This window comes from Streptomyces sp. WZ.A104 (genome assembly GCF_002382885.1).
Lineage (GTDB): Bacteria > Actinomycetota > Actinomycetes > Streptomycetales > Streptomycetaceae > Streptomyces.
Window position 1 is genome coordinate 35,559 of sequence record NZ_NWVL01000007.1, and the last position, 19,217, is coordinate 54,775.

Here is a 19,217-nt window from a genome sequence, read left to right on the forward strand (position 1 = left end):
CCGGGTGAACGCCGCGTGCCGTGGCCCCGCACCACCGCCGGGTGGAAGCACGACCACGGCTGTCCGGTGGCCGTGACGCCGTTCGCGCGGCGCCGTTCGATCCGCACGCCGGAACCGCGGTGAACGGCCCTGGCCTCGCCCAGTCCCGGATACCGGCGCCGCGGCGGGCCTGTTCCCCGTCGCTTCCGACGGGGAACAGGCCGAGAATGTACACGGAGGCACTGCACGAGGAGCCACGATGCGTAACGACACGCCGGGTGGCGGTGAAGCGCCGAGGACGGTCGTGGGCGTGGACGGTTCGGAGCACGCCAGGACCGCCGCGCTCTGGGGGGCCGCCGACGCCCTCCGCCATCAGCAGGGGCTCTGCCTCGTCCACGCCGCTGACCTGGACCGCTTGGATCGATTTGCCTCGTTCGAGACGTCGCAGCACATCCTGCAGCACGGTCGCGAGCTGCTGCAGGAGCTCGCAGGGCAGATAGAGCACCGCTTTCCCGGACTGGACGTCGCGCTCGCACTGAGACGTGAAAGGCCGGTTCACGCGCTCCACACGGTTGCCCGGCCGGGCGACACCGTCGTGGTCGGCAGCAGGGGCAGCGGCGGATTCGGTCCTCTCCTCCTTGGATCGGTGGGTCTCGGTGCTGCCGCCGGCAGCAACCTGCCCGTGGTCGTGGTGCGGGGCAGAACCACGCGTGAGGACGGAATGCCGGTCGTGGCCGCGGTCGCGGATGAACGAGACGCGCAATGGGTTGCCCAGGCCGCGCGGGAAGCGCGGGCACGCGCAGGCGCCCTGCAGTTGCTGCATGTGCGGAGCACGCTGACGCGATCCGGTATCCGTCACGCTCCGCCGGAGGAGGCCGGACGATTCGAAGGACCGGGCCAACAACTGCTGGCCGGGCTTGCCGCCAGGCTCCGGGAGGAGGGAGCCGGTCTGACCGTGAGCACCGAGGTGATCACTGCCCGGTCGGTAGCAGCCGGGCTCGTCGAGGCCAGCCGGGGCACGGACCTGCTGATCGTCGGGAACCACAAAAGGCTGACCGTTCCGCGGCTCGGCCTCGGACACGTCGTCCACGCCCTGCTGCACCACGCCCACTGCCCCGTACAGATCATGCCCTGCACGGGCAAGGAGACAACCACGACCGGGAACCCGCCCGGGAACGAGCACTGACCCCGGCCCCGGACGGAAGGAGCCGACGGCCACCCACCGTGCCCGAGGAAAGATCATGCAGGACAAACGGCGGAACCTGAATCCGGCCGGGCCTGGGTACGGCACGCCGGATACCCACCGAAGCCACACCTCGCGCCACTGTCCGGACACGGCACCGCCGCCAGGGGCCCGCCGCAGCCGGGCCACATCGACCCGGCCCGCGGCCAGGGCGTCATAGAGGCCGCCGTGCCCGCGACGGTGTTCAGCCAACAGCGACAGTTCCACCAGCGACCGGACCGCCAGCGCACAACACCGCGTCCGCGAGTTCTAACAGCGCACCCGCACGCCTGGTCAGACAGGAGCAGAACTCACCCCGGAGAGGCCGGGGATCAGTCACCCGGAGCGCTGCCCGTACCTACCCGAGGAGCGGGCTGCTTCTCGCTGAGATGGGGGGCCGGTTTGAGGACGTCGTCTCCTCTTCCGGGTAGTGCGAGGTTGACGGCTCCGGACCAGCGTTCGTGGGGTGCGTGCCTGTCACGCCGTAGCAGGCGTGCGAGGGGAGGAGAGCCCCACATGACGAGGGCGGCGGAGGCGGCCAGGAGCGGGAGTACGGGGCCGATCGGCGGCGGCAGGGTCAGGGTGGTGGTGTGGTGGGCCAGGGCGAGCCAGGCCAGCGCGAGGGGCGAGTACAGGAGGAAGGAGCGCACCGTCAGGCGCAGCGGGCCGGGGGCACCCCCGGCCGGGCGGGTGAGGCGGAGCAGCAGGAGGTGTTTGCCGGGGGTGGTCGCGAGGAGTGCGGGCAGCAGCCAGAACCAGAGGAGGCCGAGTGCGGCGCCGGCGGGCAGGGCGTAGTGGCGGCCGGTGGGCCAGTCGGTGGTGAGTGCGAGCAGGCCGGTGGTCAGGGTCCAGGTGATGAGCCAGCCGGTGAGGTCGGCAAGGAAGGCCAGGGCGCGGCGGGTGAGGGTGACGCGGGTGCCGTAGCGGGTGCGTTCGCGGTCGGGGTCGTTGACGGGGAGCAGGTGGGTGAGGGGCCCGGCGAGCAGCCAGCCGCACAGGGCTCCGGTGGTGTTGAGGGTGAGGTCGTCCACGTTGAACTGGCGGTAGGGGCAGGCGTAGACGAACCAGAGTCCGGTGTACTGGGTGGTCTCGAAGAACAGGGAGGTCGCGAAGGCGAGTGCGGTGGTGGAGACGATGCCGCGGCGCAGGTAGTAGCGCAGGTAGACGCCGAGGGGAAGGAGGAGCATGAAGTTGAGGAGCGTGGTCCAGGCCGGCCGCACGGTGGCCAGGGCGGCCGGGGACCAGTCGCCGGCCGCCGCGGTGGAGATCCTGGTCTGGAAGGTGAAAGGTTCGAGCTGCGGAGTCTCGGCGTAGCGGATGGTGGCGCAGTGCGCGTCGGTGTCGGCTGGCAGGGGCATCACGGTCTGCAGCAGCGCGGCGAGCAGGTAGAAGACGAAGCTGTAGAGGACGAGAACGGGCCAGCCGCCGGCCCGGCCGCGTCGGCGGTATCCATGGACCGCGACCGGCACCATGATGACCGCGGCCAGCAGAGGGAACCAGGTCACCGCCGCCTCGACGGGCAGGAGATACGTACGGAACACGGCACGCACTTTCCGCGACGCCCTGCGCCGCTGGACGGATGACTGATGGAGCGGCAGGAGCGATCGGGTTCAGGGGGCGGCCTCAGAACAGCCCACGAGCCGGGCTCGTGACACGGCACCCAGGATAGGCGGTCCCGGGTCCGGCGACGCCGGAAGAATCGGTGGACGGGCGGCCCGCAGGGGCCACGTCTTCAGCTTCGGCAACATGCTGAAGTCTCCTGCTTGGAAGGCTGGTTGGGCGGGTAGAGGGTGGGTGTGGCGGCGCTTGCCGGCTGTGCGCGTTGTTCGATGGAGAGGGGTGCACAGTGCAGTGGTGGGTGTGGCTGGCAGGGGCAGGACTGGCGGCGGTGGCGTGCACAGGCTCGGTTCTGGGGGTGCAGGCGCGGCGACGGCGCGGCGCGGTGATCGCCCTGCGCCGCGGGAAGCCCGGGAGCGGGAGTGTGAAATGACCTCCCTGATGCTGGCGAGCGAGATAGTCAAGCGGCCCGTCGTGACGCTGGCAGGAGAAGTCGTGGCACAGGTCAAGGACATCGTGTTCGACGGCGCAGAAGGGTGTCTGACGGGGTTCACGCTCAACGGGTGCGGGCTGTTCTCCGGGCCGCTCGGGCACGCGCTGCCCTGGTCGGGCGTCACCGCGCTGGGCAGCCATGCCGTGGTGATCCGTGACGAGACGGTGTTCGAGCAGGCGTCTGTCGTGACGGACCGCGACCGGGCCGGCGGCGGAGACGTCCTGGGAGCCCGGCTGCTGACCGACGTGGGCACGGACCTGGGCAAAGTCATCGACGTCGTGATCGGGGTGACCATGTCCACCCAGCCTTCCGCGCGGGTCGTCGGCTGCCGCATCACCTCCACCGAAGCGCTGGGCCACCACCAGCGCCCCGTCTTCGTTCCTCTGCCTGCAACCATGGCCGTATCGGACGAACTGCTCCTCGTTCCGGCCGCGGCCTCGGAGTTCATCACCGAAGAACTCCCCGGATTCGCCACGGCCCTGCAGGGGTTCCGCGCCCGGCTCCAGGAGGCGTGATGCTGCTGTCACAGATCCGCGGTATGAAGGTGGTCAGTGCCACCGACGCCGTCAGCCTCGCCACCGTGACGGGAATCGTCATCGACTCGGCGCCCGCCGCCCGCGTCGCGGCCATCTGCCTGACCAAGAGCAGCTCACTGGGCCCGTACCTCGACTGGGACGCTGTCCAGGCGGTCGGCCACGACGCCGTGATCGCCCACGGAGCGAAGACCCCGCACCCCGGCGACGAGAGGATGACCCAGCTGGCAGCCCTCTCGCACGACCTGCCCGGCAGGCGCGTGCTCACCGACCGAGGCGAACCGGCGGGCACGGTCAAGGACATCGCCTTCGACCCGGAGACCGGCCTGATCACCAGGATCCACCTGACCGCGGACGACATCCCCGGAGACCGGCTGATCGCGGTGGGCTCCTACGCCCTCATGATCCGGACCGGCTGACCGCCACTGCCGCTGTCTCCACCGCGGCTCCGCGCCGACAACGGCAGCGGGGCAGCAGGCCACCATCGGCATGGGGCCGCACAGGCCCGGCGAGGGCGCTGCCTGCACCCAGACCTCCATGTGCGCCTCGGTGGTCACGGTCGAAGCACCACGGTCGTGGAAGCCGAGTACGGGCACCTGTCGGTTCTGGATCCGTGCTCGCCAACGGTGGATATCCCGGACTATCACAACCAGAGCGTCCAGGAACCCGGCGAAGGACGGCAGGTCCGGCGCTGTCCAGGACGCCGACGAGAACATAACTGGACACCACCGGCTCCCTCCATGACGAAAACGATGGCGATCGGGTCGTGCCGGAGACGGAATTCGTACCACCCGTCGTAGGCGACGGACGCCCCGAGAAGAAGGAGTCCGCCGCCGAACACGGGTACGAGAGCGACGGCCGGCAAGGCGGTGCCGAAGGTCAACCAGATAATTCGGCCTTCTCGTTCACTGCCTTCAGCGTCTGCCGTCCCGCCATACGCGTGAAGCCGCCCGGGGCGAGGAACAGCACGAGTGTGGGGACAAGGTTTCGTTCCGCAGAGACCGCGCCCCCCCACACAAGGGCATGTCGCCTTTGCGGGTGGTCGATGCCATCGGCTGCTTCGCGTTGCGGTGGCACACCGTGCTGCCGTACCTGCCCGACTCTGCGAGGAAGCACACCTCACCAGCCCTGCCGATGACCGAGTACCCTCACCCGCTGACGTCCTCGGTGGTCAACGTGCAGCGCGCATAGCCGATCAGTAGGGATTGCCGCGACGCCCTGCCCATTGAGGGCGAGGACGCAGCGGCGTGCCGGGTGAACCGCGAGCGGGTGGCGGGCTGCTGGCTGAGCCAATCACAGGGATGCGTAGATCGGGCCAGGCAGCCAGCCTCGACGGCAGGTCCTCGATCGCGCAATGCTGGCGCGAGGGCGACTTGACCAGACGCCGGTGTCTCGGTGTGTCCCTCGGCTGTCATGGCCGTGTGCGGCACATCCTGAGGCGATGGTGTATGAGGGGCAGGAGTGGCGGGAGACCAGCGTTCGCGGGCTGCAGGTCCGGATCTCCGGCAGTGGTGGCACGCGTCTGCTGGGCTGGCCGGGCATCGTCCCGCTCTCGGTGGTCCAGGCTGTTGTACCGACGATGCCACGCGTGTCGCCCGCCGTACGCGGCCATCCGTGCGGTGACAATGGCGTCGCTGACACCGGTTCGGGACAGGAGCGAGACGTGGCGCAGGGCACCGTGAAGTGGTTCAACGGGGAGAAAGGGTTCGGCTTCATCCAGCAGGACTCCGGGCCGGACCTCTTCGTTCACTACTCCGAGATCCAGGGCAGCGGCTACCGCAGCCTGGACGACAATCAGCGCGTCGAGTACGAGGTCACGCAGGGCCCGAAGGGCCCCCAGGCGAGCGCCGTGACCATGATCTGATCTGCCCCGGCCCAGCGGCCGCTGCGGTGTACCCGGTCGCTGTCCGCTGCGATGGCGGGCTGCCGGGACGGCCGGCGGGCTCGATGGTGAACGCGTCGCTGGTGTGGGTCAGCCGCAGCAGCCGGGCCACGGCAGGTGGCACCGCCCGCAGCCGCAACTCGGTGCCGTGTTCCTTCGCGCGGTGACGGGCGGACAGCAGGGCACTGAGGCCGGTGCAGTCGCAGAACCGGACACCGCCCAGGTCGACGACCGTGCACGGGTAGGTCATCACGGCCTGCTGGAGGACGTGGCGCAGTTCCTCGACCGCGACCACGTCCAGGTCCCCGGCCACGGACACGTCACAGCAACCGGGAGTCCGGGGCCGGACTTCCACGCGGAACGACTCGAGCACGGTGCCCTCTCTCATGTGCCGACACGGGCTTCTGCTTCCAGGGAACGCCCCTGGTGACGCGATGTCCACATGGTGACTCGGCGACCGGCTGCGGCCTCAGCCCGACACGATCCGGCCCGATGAGCACCCGGAGAATGGGAGCGGCAACAAGGGGCAGTGAGGGCAGGAGAGTAGGACCAGCCGGTTCTCGGCCTTGTGAAGGAGCCTTGATCGGTGACCTCCAGCCGTCACCGGGCGGAGCGCTTGGCGCGGTCGGGGACGGCGAGCGGCTGCAGACCCTGCTGTAGCGGGCGCGAGCCGGCCGGCGGATGAGTCAAGCAGCGCGGTCCGCAGTGGAGGTATGGGCGAGCGAGCCTGGGTCCTCAACGCCCAGAGCGCCCAGGTCTCTCAACGGCTGCCGTCGCCCTGCCCCCGACCGGCATCTCGAGGAGCGGTTCCGTGGTGCCGGCATGCGTGGCCGAGGTGCTGGGCTGATGAGGCCCCCGATGTCACCGGCTACGGGCGTGTGCGCGACAGTGGCGGGTCAGCGCGCTCCGGAGTGGTGTCCGCAGACGAAGCCCTGCCGTGGCGGCAGGTGCGTAACGGAAATGCGCCTGGTGAGGGGTTTAGGTATTCTGAGGGCATGTCTACGCCCCGAGTTTCTTAGCTCAAGGACCCGCTTCCACGTCACTCGTGTGTCCTTCTGCTGTCTCGGAGCGTTACCTTTTGATCACCATTCGTGGTGTCGATGTGCGCGCAGGCGCCCGTCTGCTGCTGTCCGACATCTCCTTCACCGTCGCCCCCGGCGACCGCATCGGTCTGGTCGGGCGTAACGGTGCGGGCAAGACCACCCTGATGAACGTCCTGGCCGGCCGGGCGAAGCCTGCCGCGGGAACCGTCACGCACTCCTCGCCGGTCGGGTACCTGTCGCAGGACTCCCGCGCGGCCGACCCCGGTGCCACCGTCACCGACCGGATCCTGTCCGCCCGGGACCTTGATCTGGCCGTCCGTGCCCTGCGCAGGGCCGAGGCGGCGATGGCCTGCACGACGGACGCGGCCGCGCAGGAACGGGCCATGGGCTCCTACGTCCGCGCCGAGACGGAGTTCCAGACCCGCGGCGGTTACGCGGCCGAGGCCGAGGCGGCCCGGGTGGCCGCAGGGCTCGGCCTGCCGGCACGGGTCATGGACCAGCCGGTCGGCGACCTGTCCGGCGGTCAGCGGCGTCGCGTCGAGCTGGCCCGTATCCTCTTCGCCGGCCACCACGGCACACTGCTGCTGGACGAGCCGACCAACCATCTCGACGCCGACTCCGTAGCGTGGCTGCGCACCTTCCTGTCCGGCCACCAGAGCGGCCTGGTGGTCATCAGCCACGACACCGCGCTGCTGGCCGACACCGTCAACCGGGTCCTGCACCTCGACGCGCAACGCACGACGATCGACGTGCACAACACCGGCTGGCACGCCTACCTCACCCAGCGGGAGACCGACGAGCGGAGCCGCACCCGCGAGCGGGCCAACGCCGAGCGCAAGGCGGCGAGCCTGCACGCCCAGGCGGACAAGATGCGGGCCCGGGTGGCCACGGCCGTCGTCGCGAAGAACATGGCCCGCCGTGCCGAGCGCATGCTCTCGGAACTGGAGCCCGCGCGGCGTACGGACAAGGTCGCCAGGATCCGGCTCCCGGAACCCGCCCCGTGCGGACGGACCCCCCTCGCAGCCGTCAGCCTGACCAAGACCTACGGCGACCACCGGGTGCTGACCAGCGTGGACCTGGCCGTCGACCGGGGCAGCCGGCTGGTGATCCTCGGCCTGAACGGCGCCGGCAAGACCACCCTGCTGCGCCTGCTGGCCGGTCAGGAAAGGCCCGACAGCGGGCGGGTGGTGCACGGGCATGGCCTGCGCCTGGGCTACTTCGCCCAGGAGCACGAGACCCTCGATGCCACTCGCACGGTCCGGGAGAACCTGGCCGCCGCCGCACCCCACCTCACCGACGGCGAGGTACGCCGGGTGCTCGGGGCATTCCTGTTCACCGGGGACGACGCCGACAAGCGCGCCGGAGTGCTCTCCGGCGGGGAGAAGACCCGCCTTGCCCTGGCGGGTCTGGTCCACAGCGGTGCGAACGTGCTCCTGCTGGACGAGCCCACCAACAACCTCGACCCCGCCTCCCGCCACGAGGTCCTGGCCGCGGTGGACACCTACCCGGGCGCCATCGTCATGGTCACCCACGACGAAGGCGCCCTCGACGCCCTGCACCCCGACCGCGTCCTGCTCCTCCCGGACGCGGAAGAGGACCTGTGGAGCGAGGAATACCGGGACCTGGTCGCCCTCGCCTGAGAGCGGACCGGCCGGCAGCGCAACGCATCGGTCCGCGGCATCAGCCAAGGCAGCTGATCCGCGGGCCGGTGCGCGCGTCAGGTGTGCCGGGGCTTGCGTGCCTCGATGAGCGTGCGGCAGGAGTGGGCGACGAACGGACCCTCGGCCTCGATCTTTTCGTGGAGTTCACGCAGCCGGTCGCGGTGCCCCTCGACGGTGAACCCGGGGACCGTCCAGATCACCTTGCGCAGAAAGTAGATGACCGCCCCGATGTCGAAGAACTCCATCCGCAGCCGCTCCGTACGAAGGTCCGCGATCTCCAGCCCTGCCGCCCGCGCCTGCGCCGTCTCCTCATCTGGGTGGCGCTTGCGGCGCACCTCCTCACCGAGCGGGCCGAGGAAGACCTCGGTCAGCTCGAAGACGGTCTCCGGTCCGACATGCTGCGCGAAATACGTGCCACCGGGCTTGAGCACCCGGGCGATCTCCGCCCACCACACCGTCGCCGGGTGGCGGCTGGTGACCAGGTCGAACGCCGCATCCGCGAAGGGCAGCGGCGGCTCGTCCGGGTCCGCGACGACCACCACGCCGCGCGGGTGCAGCAGCTCTGTGGCCTTGGCCACGTTCGGTGGCCAGGACTCCGTGGCGGCCATGGCCGGCGGGAACTTCGCCGCCCCTGCCAGCACCTCCCCACCACCGGTCTGGATGTCGAGAGCTGATGATGCGGACGCCAGCCGCCCACTCATCAGCCGCTGATAGCCCCACGACGGGCGCTCCTCGGTAGCCCGCCCCACCAGCCAGGAGAAATCCCAGCCATCCACCGAGACAGCGCCTGCCTCGTCTGCAAGTTCCTCGAAAGTTCGTGACATAACGACATCATCAGCCCCAAACTCCACAAAAGGCAAATACCATTTCGGACTCAACTGGCAGGCCGGGAAGGGCATTTCGCCTGCGCTCGTCTGCTCACGGCCCGGTGCCGCCTCCCTTGCCGGGCCAGCAGGGGTGGCCAGTGAGGAAGTGGTCCACTGCCGGAGCCCGCAGACCGGCTTACGTGCGCTGCGGACACCGCGCCCTCAGCAGTCGGTACCCGGGGCCGGGTCTTGCGGGTTCGGTGTCGACCTCGACATTGATCCCCGTGGCCTCCTCACCGTCGCTGACGCCGGTGCAGCCCGGCCCGACTTGACGTTCCAATCACGCTGATCAGAGCCGGTGAGCGTCAACACGGCACAGCGCAAGGCATCTTGGAAGATCAAACGGTACGCATTCACCCGATTACTCTGTGCGCTCATTCTGTCGGTTCAATGAGATCCGTATGAGCTACACAGACCAGGACGTGCGCGAGGGCCGCCGGCTGATGAACGAGGGCTGCGAGAACCGCCTCGTCATCGGCGACAAGCTGCTGGCCGTCACGGCCCCGGGCGGCCAGGACAGCGCTTTCGACCGGTACTGCGACGAGATCGGCCTGAGCCCCAAGACGGCCCGGCAGTACCGGCACACCGCCCGCATGTGCACCCCGCCCGTGCGGCGGCTCGTGGCCGACAGCGGCGTCCATGTCAGCTACAGCGCGCTTCGCGAAGGGGCCCGTCTGGCGCCCTCCGGCAAGCCGTACGACGAGGACTACAGCACCCTGCGCAGGCTGCTGCGCGAAACGAGCGAGGCCGGGACCGGCCGCATCAGCGCTCCCCGGTACCGCCGAGCGCTGGGCATCGGTCCTGCCTTGCAGGACTTGTTGGACCCCTCCAGCAACACATCCTTGGCGGACTATCTCGCCTCCCTCGCACCCCAGGAGCGTGATCAGGCTCTCCGGGACCTGGTGGAGAAGAAGACGGAGGTGCACAACGCTCTGAAGCGGGTCATGGACCAAAAGCGTCGCCGGGACCGCGAGACCCGCGGTCCCGAGTGCGGTGGCGGGAAGCCCGACAGGGCCGCGGTCGTGGCCCGGGACCTGGTGCGGCTCAGTGACCAGGGGGCCGCGTTCATGAGCCGCTACCCGCCTTCCGCCTCGCTGGCCTTCACCAACGAGCAGAGGGCCGCCTGCAAGGAAGCGCTGGGGACCCTGGATGTCCTCGCCACGTGGATCAGGGTCAGGGTCCTCGACGACCAGTCGGCTGCCGCTGACAACCGGACCGAGACCCGCGATCTGGTGGGTGTGTGATGGAGCCGTCCGCAGCAGACGATGGCGAGGATCGCCTCAACGCCGATATCGAGGAGTTCGCCACCCACGACCGCAAAGGCGGCTGGGCCCGGGCACTCCTGATCGCCCGCCGCGTCGAGCCCGACGAAGGTCACGGTGTCGGATTCGATCAGGCGTCCACGAAACGGTTCGACCGAACCGTTATCCGGCGCGTCAGCGCGCGGGAGTTCGCCCGCCGGTCGCACACGAGCCACAAACGGGTCATGGCCTTTCACGAAGCCTGGAAGCGGGCGGCCGCAGACGGCATCGTCCCGCCGGTGAGCGACCTCACGCCCGGCGTCCATGTCGACCTGCCGGACGAGGAGGAGGCCCCGTTCTTCGGCGAGCACGGCTACTACCGCAGCTACGAGACCCGCATGAACGGCGAGCGACGGCAGGCGATCGAGCAGGAAGCCGAGCGGGCCGGGATCAAGCCGGGCTCCCCTGTCTATGTGGCTCAGCGGCCGAAGGCTCTGAAGACGGCGATCCTGGCCGACGCGGATACCCGTGCCGTCGCCCAGGAAGCGTTGGCGGAGTTCGAACGGCGCGAAGCACGGGCGGACTTCGAAGACCGTGCAGCAGCCCGACAGGCGACCGAGGCAGGCGACCGCGCGGAGGATGTGGAAGAAGCGGCCCCAGGTCATCAGGTGCGGGAGGCGGAAGCCGAGGAAGCCGAGCGGGCGGTCCGCATCACGTCGCGGGAACAGTCCGAACCCGACGTGGCTCTCCAGGTCTTCACCGAGATGACCGAGGTCCGCCTCGCGACGCTGCGGGCTTTGTCGCTGTTGCAGCGTCACCAGGTGGAGTTCACCGGCGACCGCAGTCGGGCCATCACTGACCTGTGCACCGCGTCGGAGGCTGCCCTCGCCTTCATCCGCGACCTGGCCGCCGGCCCCTACACGGCGCTGAACGACGACGCTCTGCAAGCGTTCCTGGACGAGAGCGAGAAGAAGCTCCGGTGAGCCCCAAACGCGACAGAGACACTCCCTCCCAGCTGGAGCAGGACGCCATCGACGTCCTGCTGTGGCTCGGGCCCAACGCGGGCCGTGAACTGTCCTACACGGACATCTCCCGTGGTACCGGCATCCCTGACGGCAGCCGCCTGCGGCGTGCGGTGTGCGGGGCGGGCCCGCTGCCCCGGTAGGTGCGGCGCCGGCCAGGACCGCGCAATGAATCAGCCCTGCTCGGGGCGGGAGGGCCGGCGTGTCCGCCTGCGGCGGATCGCCCAGGCCGTCAGGAGCAGGGCGGCAAGGAGTCCGGCGATGACGGCGGGTCCGGCGGAATCGAGGGTGTCGGCGAGGACGCGCTGGACGGCGCCGGCTCCGTCGATGACGGGGCCGGTGGTGGCGGGGCCGCGCTGGACGCGGATTTCGTACCAGCCGTAGTAGGCGACGTACGCGCCGACGAGGAGGAGGAGTCCGCCGCCGATCCTGGGCGCGAGTGCGCCGGCGCGGCGCAGGTGGCCGACGGCGGTGCTGCGGGTGAGGGCGACGGTCACGGAGGCGACGCCGACGATCAGTCCCATGCCGGCCGCGTACGCGGCGAACAGGATGATTCCCTCGCCCGTGGAGCCGCTGCGGAAGGCGGAGACGACGATGGCGAGGAACGGGGCGATGGTGCAGCCGAGTGAGGCGGTGGCGTAGGCCATGCCGAACAGGGCCATCGAGGGGACGGTGCGGGTCACCTTGGGTGCCCGTCGGACTTTCGGCATCAGGGCGGGCAGCTGGCGTCCGGCCAGCAGCCAGGCTCCGGCCAGGGCGATGAAGATGCCGAAGGTGATGGTGAACCAGGGCAGGTGTTCCTGGACCTGTCCGGCGATGGGCTGGATCGCCAGGCCGAATATCCCGAACAGGGTGGCGAAGCCGACGGTGATCGAGGCGGTCGCGGTCAGGGCCCGGCCGACGGCGACGGCGCGGGTGGGGCTGTCGTCGCCGAGGACGAGCAGGGAGAGATAAGCGGGAAGCAGGGCGAAGCCGCACGGGTTGACGGCGGCGAGGATGCCCGCGGTGAGCGCGAGCGCGAGGGGGAGGTCGGACATCGTGGTTCAGCCGGTCAGTCCGGCGACCTTCTCGGCCAGCCCCTTGCCCCCGGGCAAGACTCCCTCGTAGACGGTCTTGCCGTCCTTGTCGAGGATGACGTAGCGGCTCTGCTCGGTGACCTCGAACCGCTTCCAGGCCTCGCCCTTCTCGTCCGACAGCTGCGGGAATCCGCCGGTCGTGGTGTCGGCGACGAAGTCCTTCATGGCGGCGTTCTTGTCCAGCCCCGCGACGCCGACGACGTTGACCCGGCCCTCGTAGTCGGCGGCCACCTTCGCGGTCTCGGCGGCCTGCGCCTTGCACTTGGGGCACCAGGGCGCCCAGAACCAAAGCACGGTCGGCTTGCCCGCCAGCGTTGCGGCGTCGAAGGGCTTGCCATCCACCGTGGTCGCGGTGAACTGCAGCGCCTGCGGCACCGCGGGCTTGGTGGTTGTGCTGTCGCCCGCATCGGGTGAGGCGGGCGGCTGTGCCGGGGACGAAGCGTTCGAGGGGGAGGTGCCTGCTGCCGCGTCGTCGGAGCCGCTGCCGGATCCGCATCCCGTCAGGGTGATGAGGGCGGCGGCGAGGGCTGCTGGGAGGACGGTGCGGGCGCGCATGGAGGGCTCCTGTGTGCTCGGGATGAGTGTGACTGTAGATCCAGCGTGCCTGCCTTGTGGGGGGTGGTGGTCTTACGGTTCGGTGACGTCAGCCCGCGGCGTCCTTGAGCTGGTTGAGGTCGAGGACGGTGATGCGACCGCGGGCGAGGCGCAGCAGGCCGCGGTCGGCGTAATCACGCAGGACCTTGGTGCAGGTTTCGCGGGACGTGCCGGCGAGGGCGGCGAGCTGTTCGTGGGTGAGGGCGATCTGCGGGTGGCGTCCGACCGGCCGCAGCGGTCCGGTGGGAGGCTGGGCACTGGTCAGGGTGGTCAGGGTGGTGGCGATGCGCTGGGCGACGGTCTTGAACACGCTGTCGGACAGCCGTTGCTCCAGTTCGGCGAGGCGCCGGCCGAGAATCGCGGTGATGCGGGCGGCGATGCGGGCGTCGGTCAGCAGCAGCCGGTGCACGTCCGCGTGGCTCATCACGCACACGATGGTGTCGTCGAGGGCTTCGGCGTAGTTGTCGTACATGTGCTGTCCGAGCAGGACCATCTCGCCGAAGATGGTGCCCGGGGAGATGATCGCGGTCGTCAGAGCGCGGCCGTCGGCGGAGAGACGGAAGACGCGGACCTGGCCCTTCTTGAGGATGAACAACACCTCGGACGGCTGGGTGGGCGAGTACAGGATCTCGCCGGCCTGGTAGGTCTTCATCGGTGCCGCGGCGGCGATGGCTTCCATATCCGACTCGGACAGGTCGCAGAAGATGTCGACCTCGGCCAGGCACCAGGTCCGCTCCGCTCCCTCGTCGCCGGTCGCGGTGTGGTCCATGTGGCGTGTCTCCTCGCGTCGTCCCGGCGCCCACGGCGGAGGTGCGGCACCCCACACCGGGCTGGCCAGCGCCTCGGCGCTGCTGAGCAGACAGTAGGGCACCGCACGACTGTCGCCGGGCATGCGGCGCGGCGCCGCGCCCGGCGCAGGGGCGGCGGCGGGGGAGGCCGGCGTGGGAGCCTTGGGGTTCATCGGGCCGGGCCGGTGCGCTTGCCCATGGCCTGGGCGATGCCCGCGAACGTCGCTCCGGCGAGCAGGCCGAAGACGAGGTGGGCGCCGAGGCTGGAGGCGGTGACGTCGTTCCACTGGAATACCGGCATGCCCATGTTGGCGGGCATGATCCACAGCGCGCCCAGCACCCACCACGCGGCGCCGTAGAGCAGGCCCAGGACGACGGCGGGGGCCAGGCGCTGGGCGAACTGGCCCAGCACCACGCCGAAGGTGATGCCCGCGAAGGTGGCGATCGAGAGGTGGATCAGCCAGCCGGCGAAGGCGTTCGTGGAGCCGAGGAGACCCGCGACCATGGTGATCATCGCGGTGTCCATCGTCGGCCGGGACACCGACATCCAGATGCCCATCCCGACGCCGCCTACCAGCCCGGCCGCGGCACCCCACATCGCGTGTACGGGGATCGCGGCCATCCTCGACGATGCCTGCATGGTGGTGGCCATGATGATCGTCCTCCTCGATCGGCAACACGTCCTACTTGTCGCTGATGCTAGAAGCCGTGGACAGCGCGGGTATGTGAGCGCGGTTACGTACCCGTGGGTAGACCGCCGGATGGTTTCACGGCGGTCAGCAGGGCGTAGCCGAGGACGCCGTCGGTGACGGCTGTGCGGGCCGCCTCCAGCACGGCCGGGGCGGCGTCCAGGTCCACGCCGGCGTCGGCCAGGTGGTCGGGGGCGGTGATGCGCAGCAGGCTGAGGCGGGCCTGGATCTGGTCGATCATGCGGAGCATCGCCTCGTCATGCCGCTCGGTGACCAGGATGCGCAGACCGGCGGCGGCCAGGATCTCGGCGTACGCCTGAATAGGGCGGGCGTCGGCGATGCAGGCGATGCGCGCGCCGAGCGTGGACAGCTCAGGCGGCAGGCGGCCGGGTGTGGCGGTGACGTCGGTGATGCCGACCCGGCCTCCGGGCCGCAGGTTGCGGGCGAACTCGGCGGCGGCCCGGGCTTTGTCGGGGAAGGTGCACAGGGCGCACTCGCTCACCACCGCGTCGAAGATGCCGTCGTCGTAGGGCAGGTGCTCTGCGTCGCCGGTGGTGAAGGCGGCCCGGTCGGTGAGCCCTGCGGCTTCGGCGGCTCCCTGGGCGAGGGCGGTGTTGGCGGGCGCGTAGTCGACACCGTCGGCTCGCACCTGGTAGGCGTCGGCGAGCAGGAGCGCAGTGGTGCCGCGGCCTGAGGCCACGTCGAGGACCCGCCCGCCGGGGGCGAGGGCGAGGCGGTCGGCGAGGCGGCGGGTCAGTGCGGTGCCGCCGGGATGGTAGGAGTCGCCGAGCAGCATCGCGACGATGTCCATCGCGTAGGCGTCCGCGCAGCACGCTTTGATCTCCTCACGGTTCACGGCCGGGCCTCCTCAGTCCTCGGTGCAGGTCGTCTTTGAGCCGTAGGGGGTGGTGGTGAGCCGGTCGGCGAGGGGCAGGGCATTGGGGGCTACCTGGGCGACGGGGACGCCGGACATCTGGGCGCGGACCTGTTCGCGGTAGCCGACGGAGTTGTAGGCGCAGAAGGGGATGAGGCGTCCGTCGGGGGTGATCTCCTCGACACAGCACTTCATCAGCTGTTTGACGTTGAGGGTGTAGGGGTCCTGGAAGTCCTGCACGACGATCATGAACGCCTTGTCGTTCAGCTGCTTCACGGTCTCGGGCAGGTCGATGCCGCAGGCGTCCGCGCAGTCCAGCGCCTCGGCGGTGGCCCGCAGCTTCTCCTCCGTTGTGGCGGTGCCCATGAACGCGGACGCGGACCACAGCTTCTCCAGGGCCTCGCGGATCCCGGCGTCGGGCATGACGCGGTTGGTGACGTAATCGAGGTAGTCCTCGACGTTCAGCAGCCTTGGGATCGGCACGATCGTGCGGTTGCCCGGTTCGCCGTCCACGAGGAGGTAGGTAATGGAGCGGCAGGTGGGGAAGCAGCAGGGGACGGGGAAGAAGTCGCCCTTGGCGAACCACTGCGGGCGTTGGGCGTTGATGAGCTTGATGACGTCGGGGTTGGTGAGCCGGTTCAGAGGGTCGAAGGCCACGTGCCGGCCGGAGTGGGTGACGGGCTGGAAGGCCACCGACCGAACGGCCGGGTGATCGATGCCGTACTCGACGATGTCGCCGAGCTCGTGCTCGTTCAGGCCGCGCTCGACGGCGGCGACCAGGGTGACGGTCAGCCCGGCCTCGGCGCAGTTGTCCAGCGCCTTCTGTTTGAACGTGCGCAGGTCCCGGCCCCGGATCTCCAGGTGCGTGCGCTCGTCGAAGCCGTCGAACTGGAGGTAGACGTTCACCGACCTGCCCGGGGTCTGGTTGCGCTTGCCGAGTTCGGCGACGAACTTCTTGTCGGTGGCGAGGCGGATGCCGTTGGTGTTGAGGTTGACGTTCCGGATGGGGCGGGCCTGGGCGAGGTCGATGAAGTCGAGGATGTGCTTGTGGATGGTCGGCTCTCCGCCGGAGAACATCACCACCTCCGCCTCCCCCTCCGAGGCGACGAAGGCATCCAGCATCCGCTCGCACTGCTCATGCGTGATGGAGTAGCCGTCGCTCTGGTGTCCGGAGTCGGCGAAGCAGATCGGGCAGTCCAGGTTGCAGCCGGTGTTGACCTCGATGATTCCCAGGCAGGCGTGCTGCTTGTGCTCCGGGCACAGCCCGCAGTCCGACGGGCAGCCGTCCTTCACCTCTGTCTGGAAGACCAGCGGGATCGTGCCGGGCTTGTTGAACCGGGCCGAGGACAGGTACTCCTCCGCGTCCCCGTAGACGAGGGCCTCGAACTCCCCGTGCTCGCGGCAGCGTTTACGCAGGTACACCTTGTCGTCGCGGATGTTGACCTGTGCGTCGACCGGGGTCTTGCACAGTGGGCAGATCGACTTGGTGAACTCCACGAACACCTCGTCCCGGTCCTGCTTGACCCGGAGCCCCGCCTGCGGGACCGCTTCTTCCTGCACGGGCTGCGTGCCCTCGTCCGCCGTCATCGGGTGTGTCCCTTCCCTGCGTGGTGTGCTGCGTCGCCACTGTGGTGAGCGGTGATCGCTGGTGCCGGCCGGGCGCGGCGGACACCGCGCAGCAGCAGGGCCGCGTACAGCAGGAGGAGGGCGTCCTGTGCCAGTACGAACCAGGAGAGCCGCTGGGACAGGTAGACGCCGAAGCAGCCGCAGTTGACGACCGTGAGGCCCCGGGCGAACGCCTGTACCGCCAGCGCGCTCCAGATCACGGACACGCTGGTGAACACCCACACCGGGGCGATGGCCGTCGAGCGCGGCCGGGCCAGGAACCACGCTGCACACGCCAGCTCTCCCGCGATCAGTAGCACGGTGAGCGCGGTCGCGGCAGGCCCGTCCACCAGCCCGTACGCGCCGAGAATGCCGGGCATGGCGTCGAAAGAGGCGAGCTGCCCGGCCGCCATCGCCGCGTAGAGCGTTCCCAGAACCAGTCGCAGCACCATGCCCACCACGCTACGGGTGAAAGCGGCCCCGGGTATGGAGCGGCGCTCACCGTAGCCGGGCAGCTACCGAATCCTGCCGGACGGACCGAGCTGTTCCTCGTCCGAGGGCTGCGGGCTCCGTTGCAGGAGGGCAGGCCCCGAACTGTCGGGAGAGCCCTGGCGGCTCCCAGGGGCGTACCCGCGCCTTGCGAAGCAGAATCAAAGGTGTGCGCAACAGCACCGGTCTGTTTGGCAGGCCCGGTGAGGAGCGGCGCCGCGCGTCGTCGGCAGTCCAGGGTTCGGCCCGATGGGAGGTTCGCGGCATGGTTGTCTTCCTGCTTCTGATCATCGCCGCGTTCGTCCTGGGGATCATCGATGCCACGGTCGCCGGGCTGGGCTACCTGCTGATCATCGCGATCGTCCTGTTCGCCGCCGATGTGGTCGTCGGCGTCTGGCGCTGGTCCCGGCAACGAGGGCGGCGTGCCGAATGTGCGGCCGGATGAAGCCCTGGAGGCAGGACCTCGGCATGGTCGGCGCGGGACACGCTGGGGATCCCCCGCTCTGAGGAGACCTGGCCGGTGGCGCTGAGTCGTGCTGCCGGGGACGCTGCACCAGAGGGAGTTCTGTACGTGTTGTCTTTCTGGCTCGAAGTGCCGCATGCGGGTGCCGGCCCGGCCCGACGGCCTGAGGGTCGTGAACGACGCGTTCGACGCCACCCCCGACTCCGTGGTGGTGACCCTGGCCGCGCTGGCCGGTACACGGCGTACGATCGCGGTCCTGGAGCGGGATGAAGGAGCTGGGCGGCCAAGCCCTCGGCGGACACCGGCAGGCTGGCAAGCTCGCCCGACTGCGGCATCCAGGTCCTGGTGGCCGTGGGAGGCGACCTCGTCCAGGAGCTCGCCGAGCGCAGCCATCGGCGCACCTGCGGCGGTCACAGTGCCGAGAGTGCCCGGAAAACGGTGGAAGTAATCTCTCCGAACAGTGATCTCCGCTGGTCAGCGGCAGCGTATGGCTGTCTCTGTCCGCCAGGTCCACCGTTCTCCGGGCAGTCTCCGTCAGAGTCAAGCTGATGCCGGACAACCTTGAGGGAGGCTCACGACTTGTCCTGGGTCGTTGCGATCGCCCATAGCACGATGGCCTGGTCGTCGCTGATGCTGAGAATGACGGTCGTGTACCCGGCGGGATCGAGGGAGGCGATGGTGGGGCCGCACGGGGTATGAGGAAAGCGGTGCCGGGTTCCCTCGGCGGTGTATCCGGTGGGGGCGGCCGAGCCCTGAGCGTGGCAGCGGTAGATGATGCGGCGGGTCCGGGGGGCCGTTCCAGGTGGCACCTGTAAGGAAACGGGGAGACCTGCTTTCGAGGTTCCGGAGTCCACCACTACTTCGCCGCTGGGGCGGGAGTTGGGAACGTCGTCCAGAAACTGTCGGTAGGCGCCTGCCGCCGGGTCTTCTCGGGGAACCCGTGGTGTGGTTGTGGTGAGGGATCCAGACGCCACCAGGACGATGGAGGCCAAGCCCGCTACCACGACGGCGAGCACGTTGGCGGTGCGTCGTCGGGCGTAGGGATGAAGGGTGTCGTCCTCGGCTCTTGGCATGGTGGGCCTCGGGCGGTGGTGCTGTGATTCCATGGGGCTTCTGCCTTCTGCCGGGAGCCGGCGGGGC

Annotated in this window: 21 protein-coding genes and 1 pseudogene; 10 read left to right on the forward strand and 12 right to left on the reverse strand. The window is 69.7% G+C overall.

Annotated elements, in window-relative coordinates; all coding sequences use genetic code 11:
- Positions 1-238: 238 nt before the first annotated feature.
- Positions 239-1,165 carry a universal stress protein gene (locus CIB93_RS05385; RefSeq protein ID WP_096624617.1) on the forward strand — a complete coding sequence of 309 codons (927 nt, stop codon included), beginning with the start codon at positions 239-241 and terminating at the stop codon, positions 1,163-1,165.
- A gap of 143 nt (positions 1,166-1,308) precedes the next feature.
- Here CIB93_RS05385 and CIB93_RS38655 read toward each other — a convergent pair.
- Together CIB93_RS38655 and CIB93_RS05395 are read right to left on the reverse strand one after the other, a co-directional pair.
- Positions 1,309-1,541: pseudogene (locus CIB93_RS38655) on the reverse strand (transposase); the annotation flags it as partial.
- Positions 1,534-2,742: a VanZ family protein gene (locus CIB93_RS05395; RefSeq protein WP_096624619.1), complete on the reverse strand. Its 1,209-nt coding sequence runs from the start codon at positions 2,740-2,742 to the stop codon at positions 1,534-1,536. The gene CIB93_RS05395 and the pseudogene CIB93_RS38655, both read right to left, overlap by 8 nt.
- A 445-nt stretch (positions 2,743-3,187) precedes the next feature.
- Between CIB93_RS05395 and CIB93_RS05400 the strand changes: the two genes are divergently transcribed.
- From CIB93_RS05400 to CIB93_RS05410, 4 genes are all read left to right on the forward strand, one after another.
- Positions 3,188-3,766, forward strand: coding sequence for a PRC-barrel domain-containing protein (locus CIB93_RS05400; RefSeq protein ID WP_096624621.1), 579 nt, complete (start codon positions 3,188-3,190; stop codon positions 3,764-3,766).
- Entirely contained in the window at positions 3,766-4,203 is a 438-nt protein-coding gene (locus CIB93_RS05405; RefSeq protein WP_096624623.1) for a PRC-barrel domain-containing protein, read from the forward strand. Before CIB93_RS05400 ends, CIB93_RS05405 begins: the two co-directional genes overlap by 1 nt.
- 604 nt (positions 4,204-4,807) lie before the next feature.
- Positions 4,808-4,975: a hypothetical protein gene (locus CIB93_RS37730; RefSeq protein WP_179499981.1), complete on the forward strand. Its 168-nt coding sequence runs from the start codon at positions 4,808-4,810 to the stop codon at positions 4,973-4,975.
- A 472-nt stretch (positions 4,976-5,447) separates the two neighbouring features.
- Positions 5,448-5,648: a cold-shock protein gene (locus CIB93_RS05410; RefSeq protein ID WP_096624826.1), complete on the forward strand. Its 201-nt coding sequence runs from the start codon at positions 5,448-5,450 to the stop codon at positions 5,646-5,648.
- Here the strand turns inward: CIB93_RS05410 and CIB93_RS05415 are convergent.
- Positions 5,599-6,054, reverse strand: coding sequence for an STAS domain-containing protein (locus tag CIB93_RS05415; protein ID WP_096624625.1), 456 nt, complete (start codon positions 6,052-6,054; stop codon positions 5,599-5,601). The two genes, CIB93_RS05410 and CIB93_RS05415, sit on opposite strands and share 50 nt — an antisense overlap.
- Before the next feature lie 690 nt (positions 6,055-6,744).
- Here CIB93_RS05415 and CIB93_RS05420 point away from each other — a divergent pair.
- Positions 6,745-8,349, forward strand: a complete 1,605-nt coding sequence (locus CIB93_RS05420) for an ABC-F family ATP-binding cassette domain-containing protein (protein WP_179499983.1) — start codon at positions 6,745-6,747, stop codon at positions 8,347-8,349.
- 77 nt (positions 8,350-8,426) lie between these two features.
- On the opposite strand, the gene CIB93_RS05425 is transcribed toward CIB93_RS05420, so the two are convergent.
- Complete coding sequence (locus CIB93_RS05425) at positions 8,427-9,194, reverse strand: class I SAM-dependent methyltransferase (protein ID WP_096624629.1); 768 nt, start codon at positions 9,192-9,194, stop codon at positions 8,427-8,429.
- A 443-nt stretch (positions 9,195-9,637) separates the two neighbouring features.
- Here CIB93_RS05425 and CIB93_RS05430 point away from each other — a divergent pair, with 443 nt between their 5' ends.
- From CIB93_RS05430 to CIB93_RS05440, 3 genes are read left to right on the forward strand one after another with little or no spacing between them, the layout of a single operon-like run.
- Entirely contained in the window at positions 9,638-10,480 is an 843-nt protein-coding gene (locus tag CIB93_RS05430; RefSeq protein ID WP_096624631.1) for a hypothetical protein, read from the forward strand.
- Entirely contained in the window at positions 10,480-11,460 is a 981-nt protein-coding gene (locus CIB93_RS05435; RefSeq protein ID WP_096624633.1) for a hypothetical protein, read from the forward strand. The genes CIB93_RS05430 and CIB93_RS05435 overlap by 1 nt, the downstream gene beginning before the upstream one ends.
- Positions 11,457-11,642, forward strand: coding sequence for a hypothetical protein (locus tag CIB93_RS05440; protein WP_096624635.1), 186 nt, complete (start codon positions 11,457-11,459; stop codon positions 11,640-11,642). Before CIB93_RS05435 ends, CIB93_RS05440 begins: the two co-directional genes overlap by 4 nt.
- A 30-nt stretch (positions 11,643-11,672) precedes the next feature.
- On the opposite strand, the gene CIB93_RS05445 is transcribed toward CIB93_RS05440, so the two are convergent.
- The 7 genes from CIB93_RS05445 to CIB93_RS05475 form a co-directional block, all read right to left on the reverse strand.
- On the reverse strand, positions 11,673-12,536 hold the full coding sequence (locus CIB93_RS05445; RefSeq protein WP_096624637.1) for a cytochrome c biogenesis CcdA family protein: 864 nt from the start codon (positions 12,534-12,536) through the stop codon (positions 11,673-11,675).
- 6 nt (positions 12,537-12,542) lie between these two features.
- On the reverse strand, positions 12,543-13,130 hold the full coding sequence (locus CIB93_RS05450; RefSeq protein ID WP_096624639.1) for a redoxin domain-containing protein: 588 nt from the start codon (positions 13,128-13,130) through the stop codon (positions 12,543-12,545).
- A gap of 88 nt (positions 13,131-13,218) precedes the next feature.
- Complete coding sequence (locus tag CIB93_RS05455; protein ID WP_096624641.1) at positions 13,219-14,040, reverse strand: Crp/Fnr family transcriptional regulator; 822 nt, start codon at positions 14,038-14,040, stop codon at positions 13,219-13,221.
- Positions 14,041-14,126: 86 nt separating this feature from the next.
- The gene (locus CIB93_RS05460) at positions 14,127-14,609 is read right to left on the reverse strand and encodes a hypothetical protein (RefSeq protein ID WP_096624643.1); all 483 of its coding nucleotides are present in this window, start codon (positions 14,607-14,609) and stop codon (positions 14,127-14,129) included.
- Positions 14,610-14,692: 83 nt separating this feature from the next.
- Positions 14,693-15,502 carry a class I SAM-dependent methyltransferase gene (locus tag CIB93_RS05465; protein ID WP_096624645.1) on the reverse strand — a complete coding sequence of 270 codons (810 nt, stop codon included), beginning with the start codon at positions 15,500-15,502 and terminating at the stop codon, positions 14,693-14,695.
- A gap of 12 nt (positions 15,503-15,514) precedes the next feature.
- The gene (locus CIB93_RS05470) at positions 15,515-17,107 is read right to left on the reverse strand and encodes a radical SAM protein (RefSeq protein ID WP_257002037.1); all 1,593 of its coding nucleotides are present in this window, start codon (positions 17,105-17,107) and stop codon (positions 15,515-15,517) included.
- Positions 17,104-17,577, reverse strand: coding sequence for a MauE/DoxX family redox-associated membrane protein (locus tag CIB93_RS05475; RefSeq protein WP_096624647.1), 474 nt, complete (start codon positions 17,575-17,577; stop codon positions 17,104-17,106). Before CIB93_RS05475 ends, CIB93_RS05470 begins: the two co-directional genes overlap by 4 nt.
- Positions 17,578-17,783: 206 nt before the next feature.
- Between CIB93_RS05475 and CIB93_RS05480 the strand changes: the two genes are divergently transcribed.
- Positions 17,784-18,059, forward strand: coding sequence for a hypothetical protein (locus CIB93_RS05480; protein WP_306454803.1), 276 nt, complete (start codon positions 17,784-17,786; stop codon positions 18,057-18,059).
- A 590-nt stretch (positions 18,060-18,649) separates the two neighbouring features.
- Here CIB93_RS05480 and CIB93_RS37395 read toward each other — a convergent pair.
- Positions 18,650-18,886, reverse strand: a complete 237-nt coding sequence (locus CIB93_RS37395; protein WP_143659996.1) for a hypothetical protein — start codon at positions 18,884-18,886, stop codon at positions 18,650-18,652.
- Positions 18,887-19,217: the final 331 nt, after the last annotated feature.

What these genes read in the sequence shown, in the direction of transcription:
- CIB93_RS05385 (WP_096624617.1), top strand. Translation starts at nt 239, where the DNA reads ATGCGTAACGACACGCCGGGTGGCGGTGAAGCGCCGAGGACGGTCGTG.
- CIB93_RS05435 (WP_096624633.1), top strand. Translation starts at nt 10,480, where the DNA reads ATGGAGCCGTCCGCAGCAGACGATGGCGAGGATCGCCTCAACGCCGAT.
- CIB93_RS05405 (WP_096624623.1), top strand. Translation starts at nt 3,766, where the DNA reads ATGCTGCTGTCACAGATCCGCGGTATGAAGGTGGTCAGTGCCACCGAC.
- CIB93_RS05445 (WP_096624637.1), bottom strand. Translation starts at nt 12,536, where the DNA reads ATGTCCGACCTCCCCCTCGCGCTCGCGCTCACCGCGGGCATCCTCGCC.
- CIB93_RS05450 (WP_096624639.1), bottom strand. Translation starts at nt 13,130, where the DNA reads ATGCGCGCCCGCACCGTCCTCCCAGCAGCCCTCGCCGCCGCCCTCATC.
- CIB93_RS37730 (WP_179499981.1), top strand. Translation starts at nt 4,808, where the DNA reads ATGTCGCCTTTGCGGGTGGTCGATGCCATCGGCTGCTTCGCGTTGCGG.
- CIB93_RS05400 (WP_096624621.1), top strand. Translation starts at nt 3,188, where the DNA reads ATGACCTCCCTGATGCTGGCGAGCGAGATAGTCAAGCGGCCCGTCGTG.
- CIB93_RS05475 (WP_096624647.1), bottom strand. Translation starts at nt 17,577, where the DNA reads ATGGTGCTGCGACTGGTTCTGGGAACGCTCTACGCGGCGATGGCGGCC.
- CIB93_RS05470 (WP_257002037.1), bottom strand. Translation starts at nt 17,107, where the DNA reads ATGACGGCGGACGAGGGCACGCAGCCCGTGCAGGAAGAAGCGGTCCCG.
- CIB93_RS05425 (WP_096624629.1), bottom strand. Translation starts at nt 9,194, where the DNA reads ATGTCACGAACTTTCGAGGAACTTGCAGACGAGGCAGGCGCTGTCTCG.
- CIB93_RS05460 (WP_096624643.1), bottom strand. Translation starts at nt 14,609, where the DNA reads ATGGCCACCACCATGCAGGCATCGTCGAGGATGGCCGCGATCCCCGTA.
- CIB93_RS05430 (WP_096624631.1), top strand. Translation starts at nt 9,638, where the DNA reads ATGAGCTACACAGACCAGGACGTGCGCGAGGGCCGCCGGCTGATGAAC.
- CIB93_RS05415 (WP_096624625.1), bottom strand. Translation starts at nt 6,054, where the DNA reads ATGAGAGAGGGCACCGTGCTCGAGTCGTTCCGCGTGGAAGTCCGGCCC.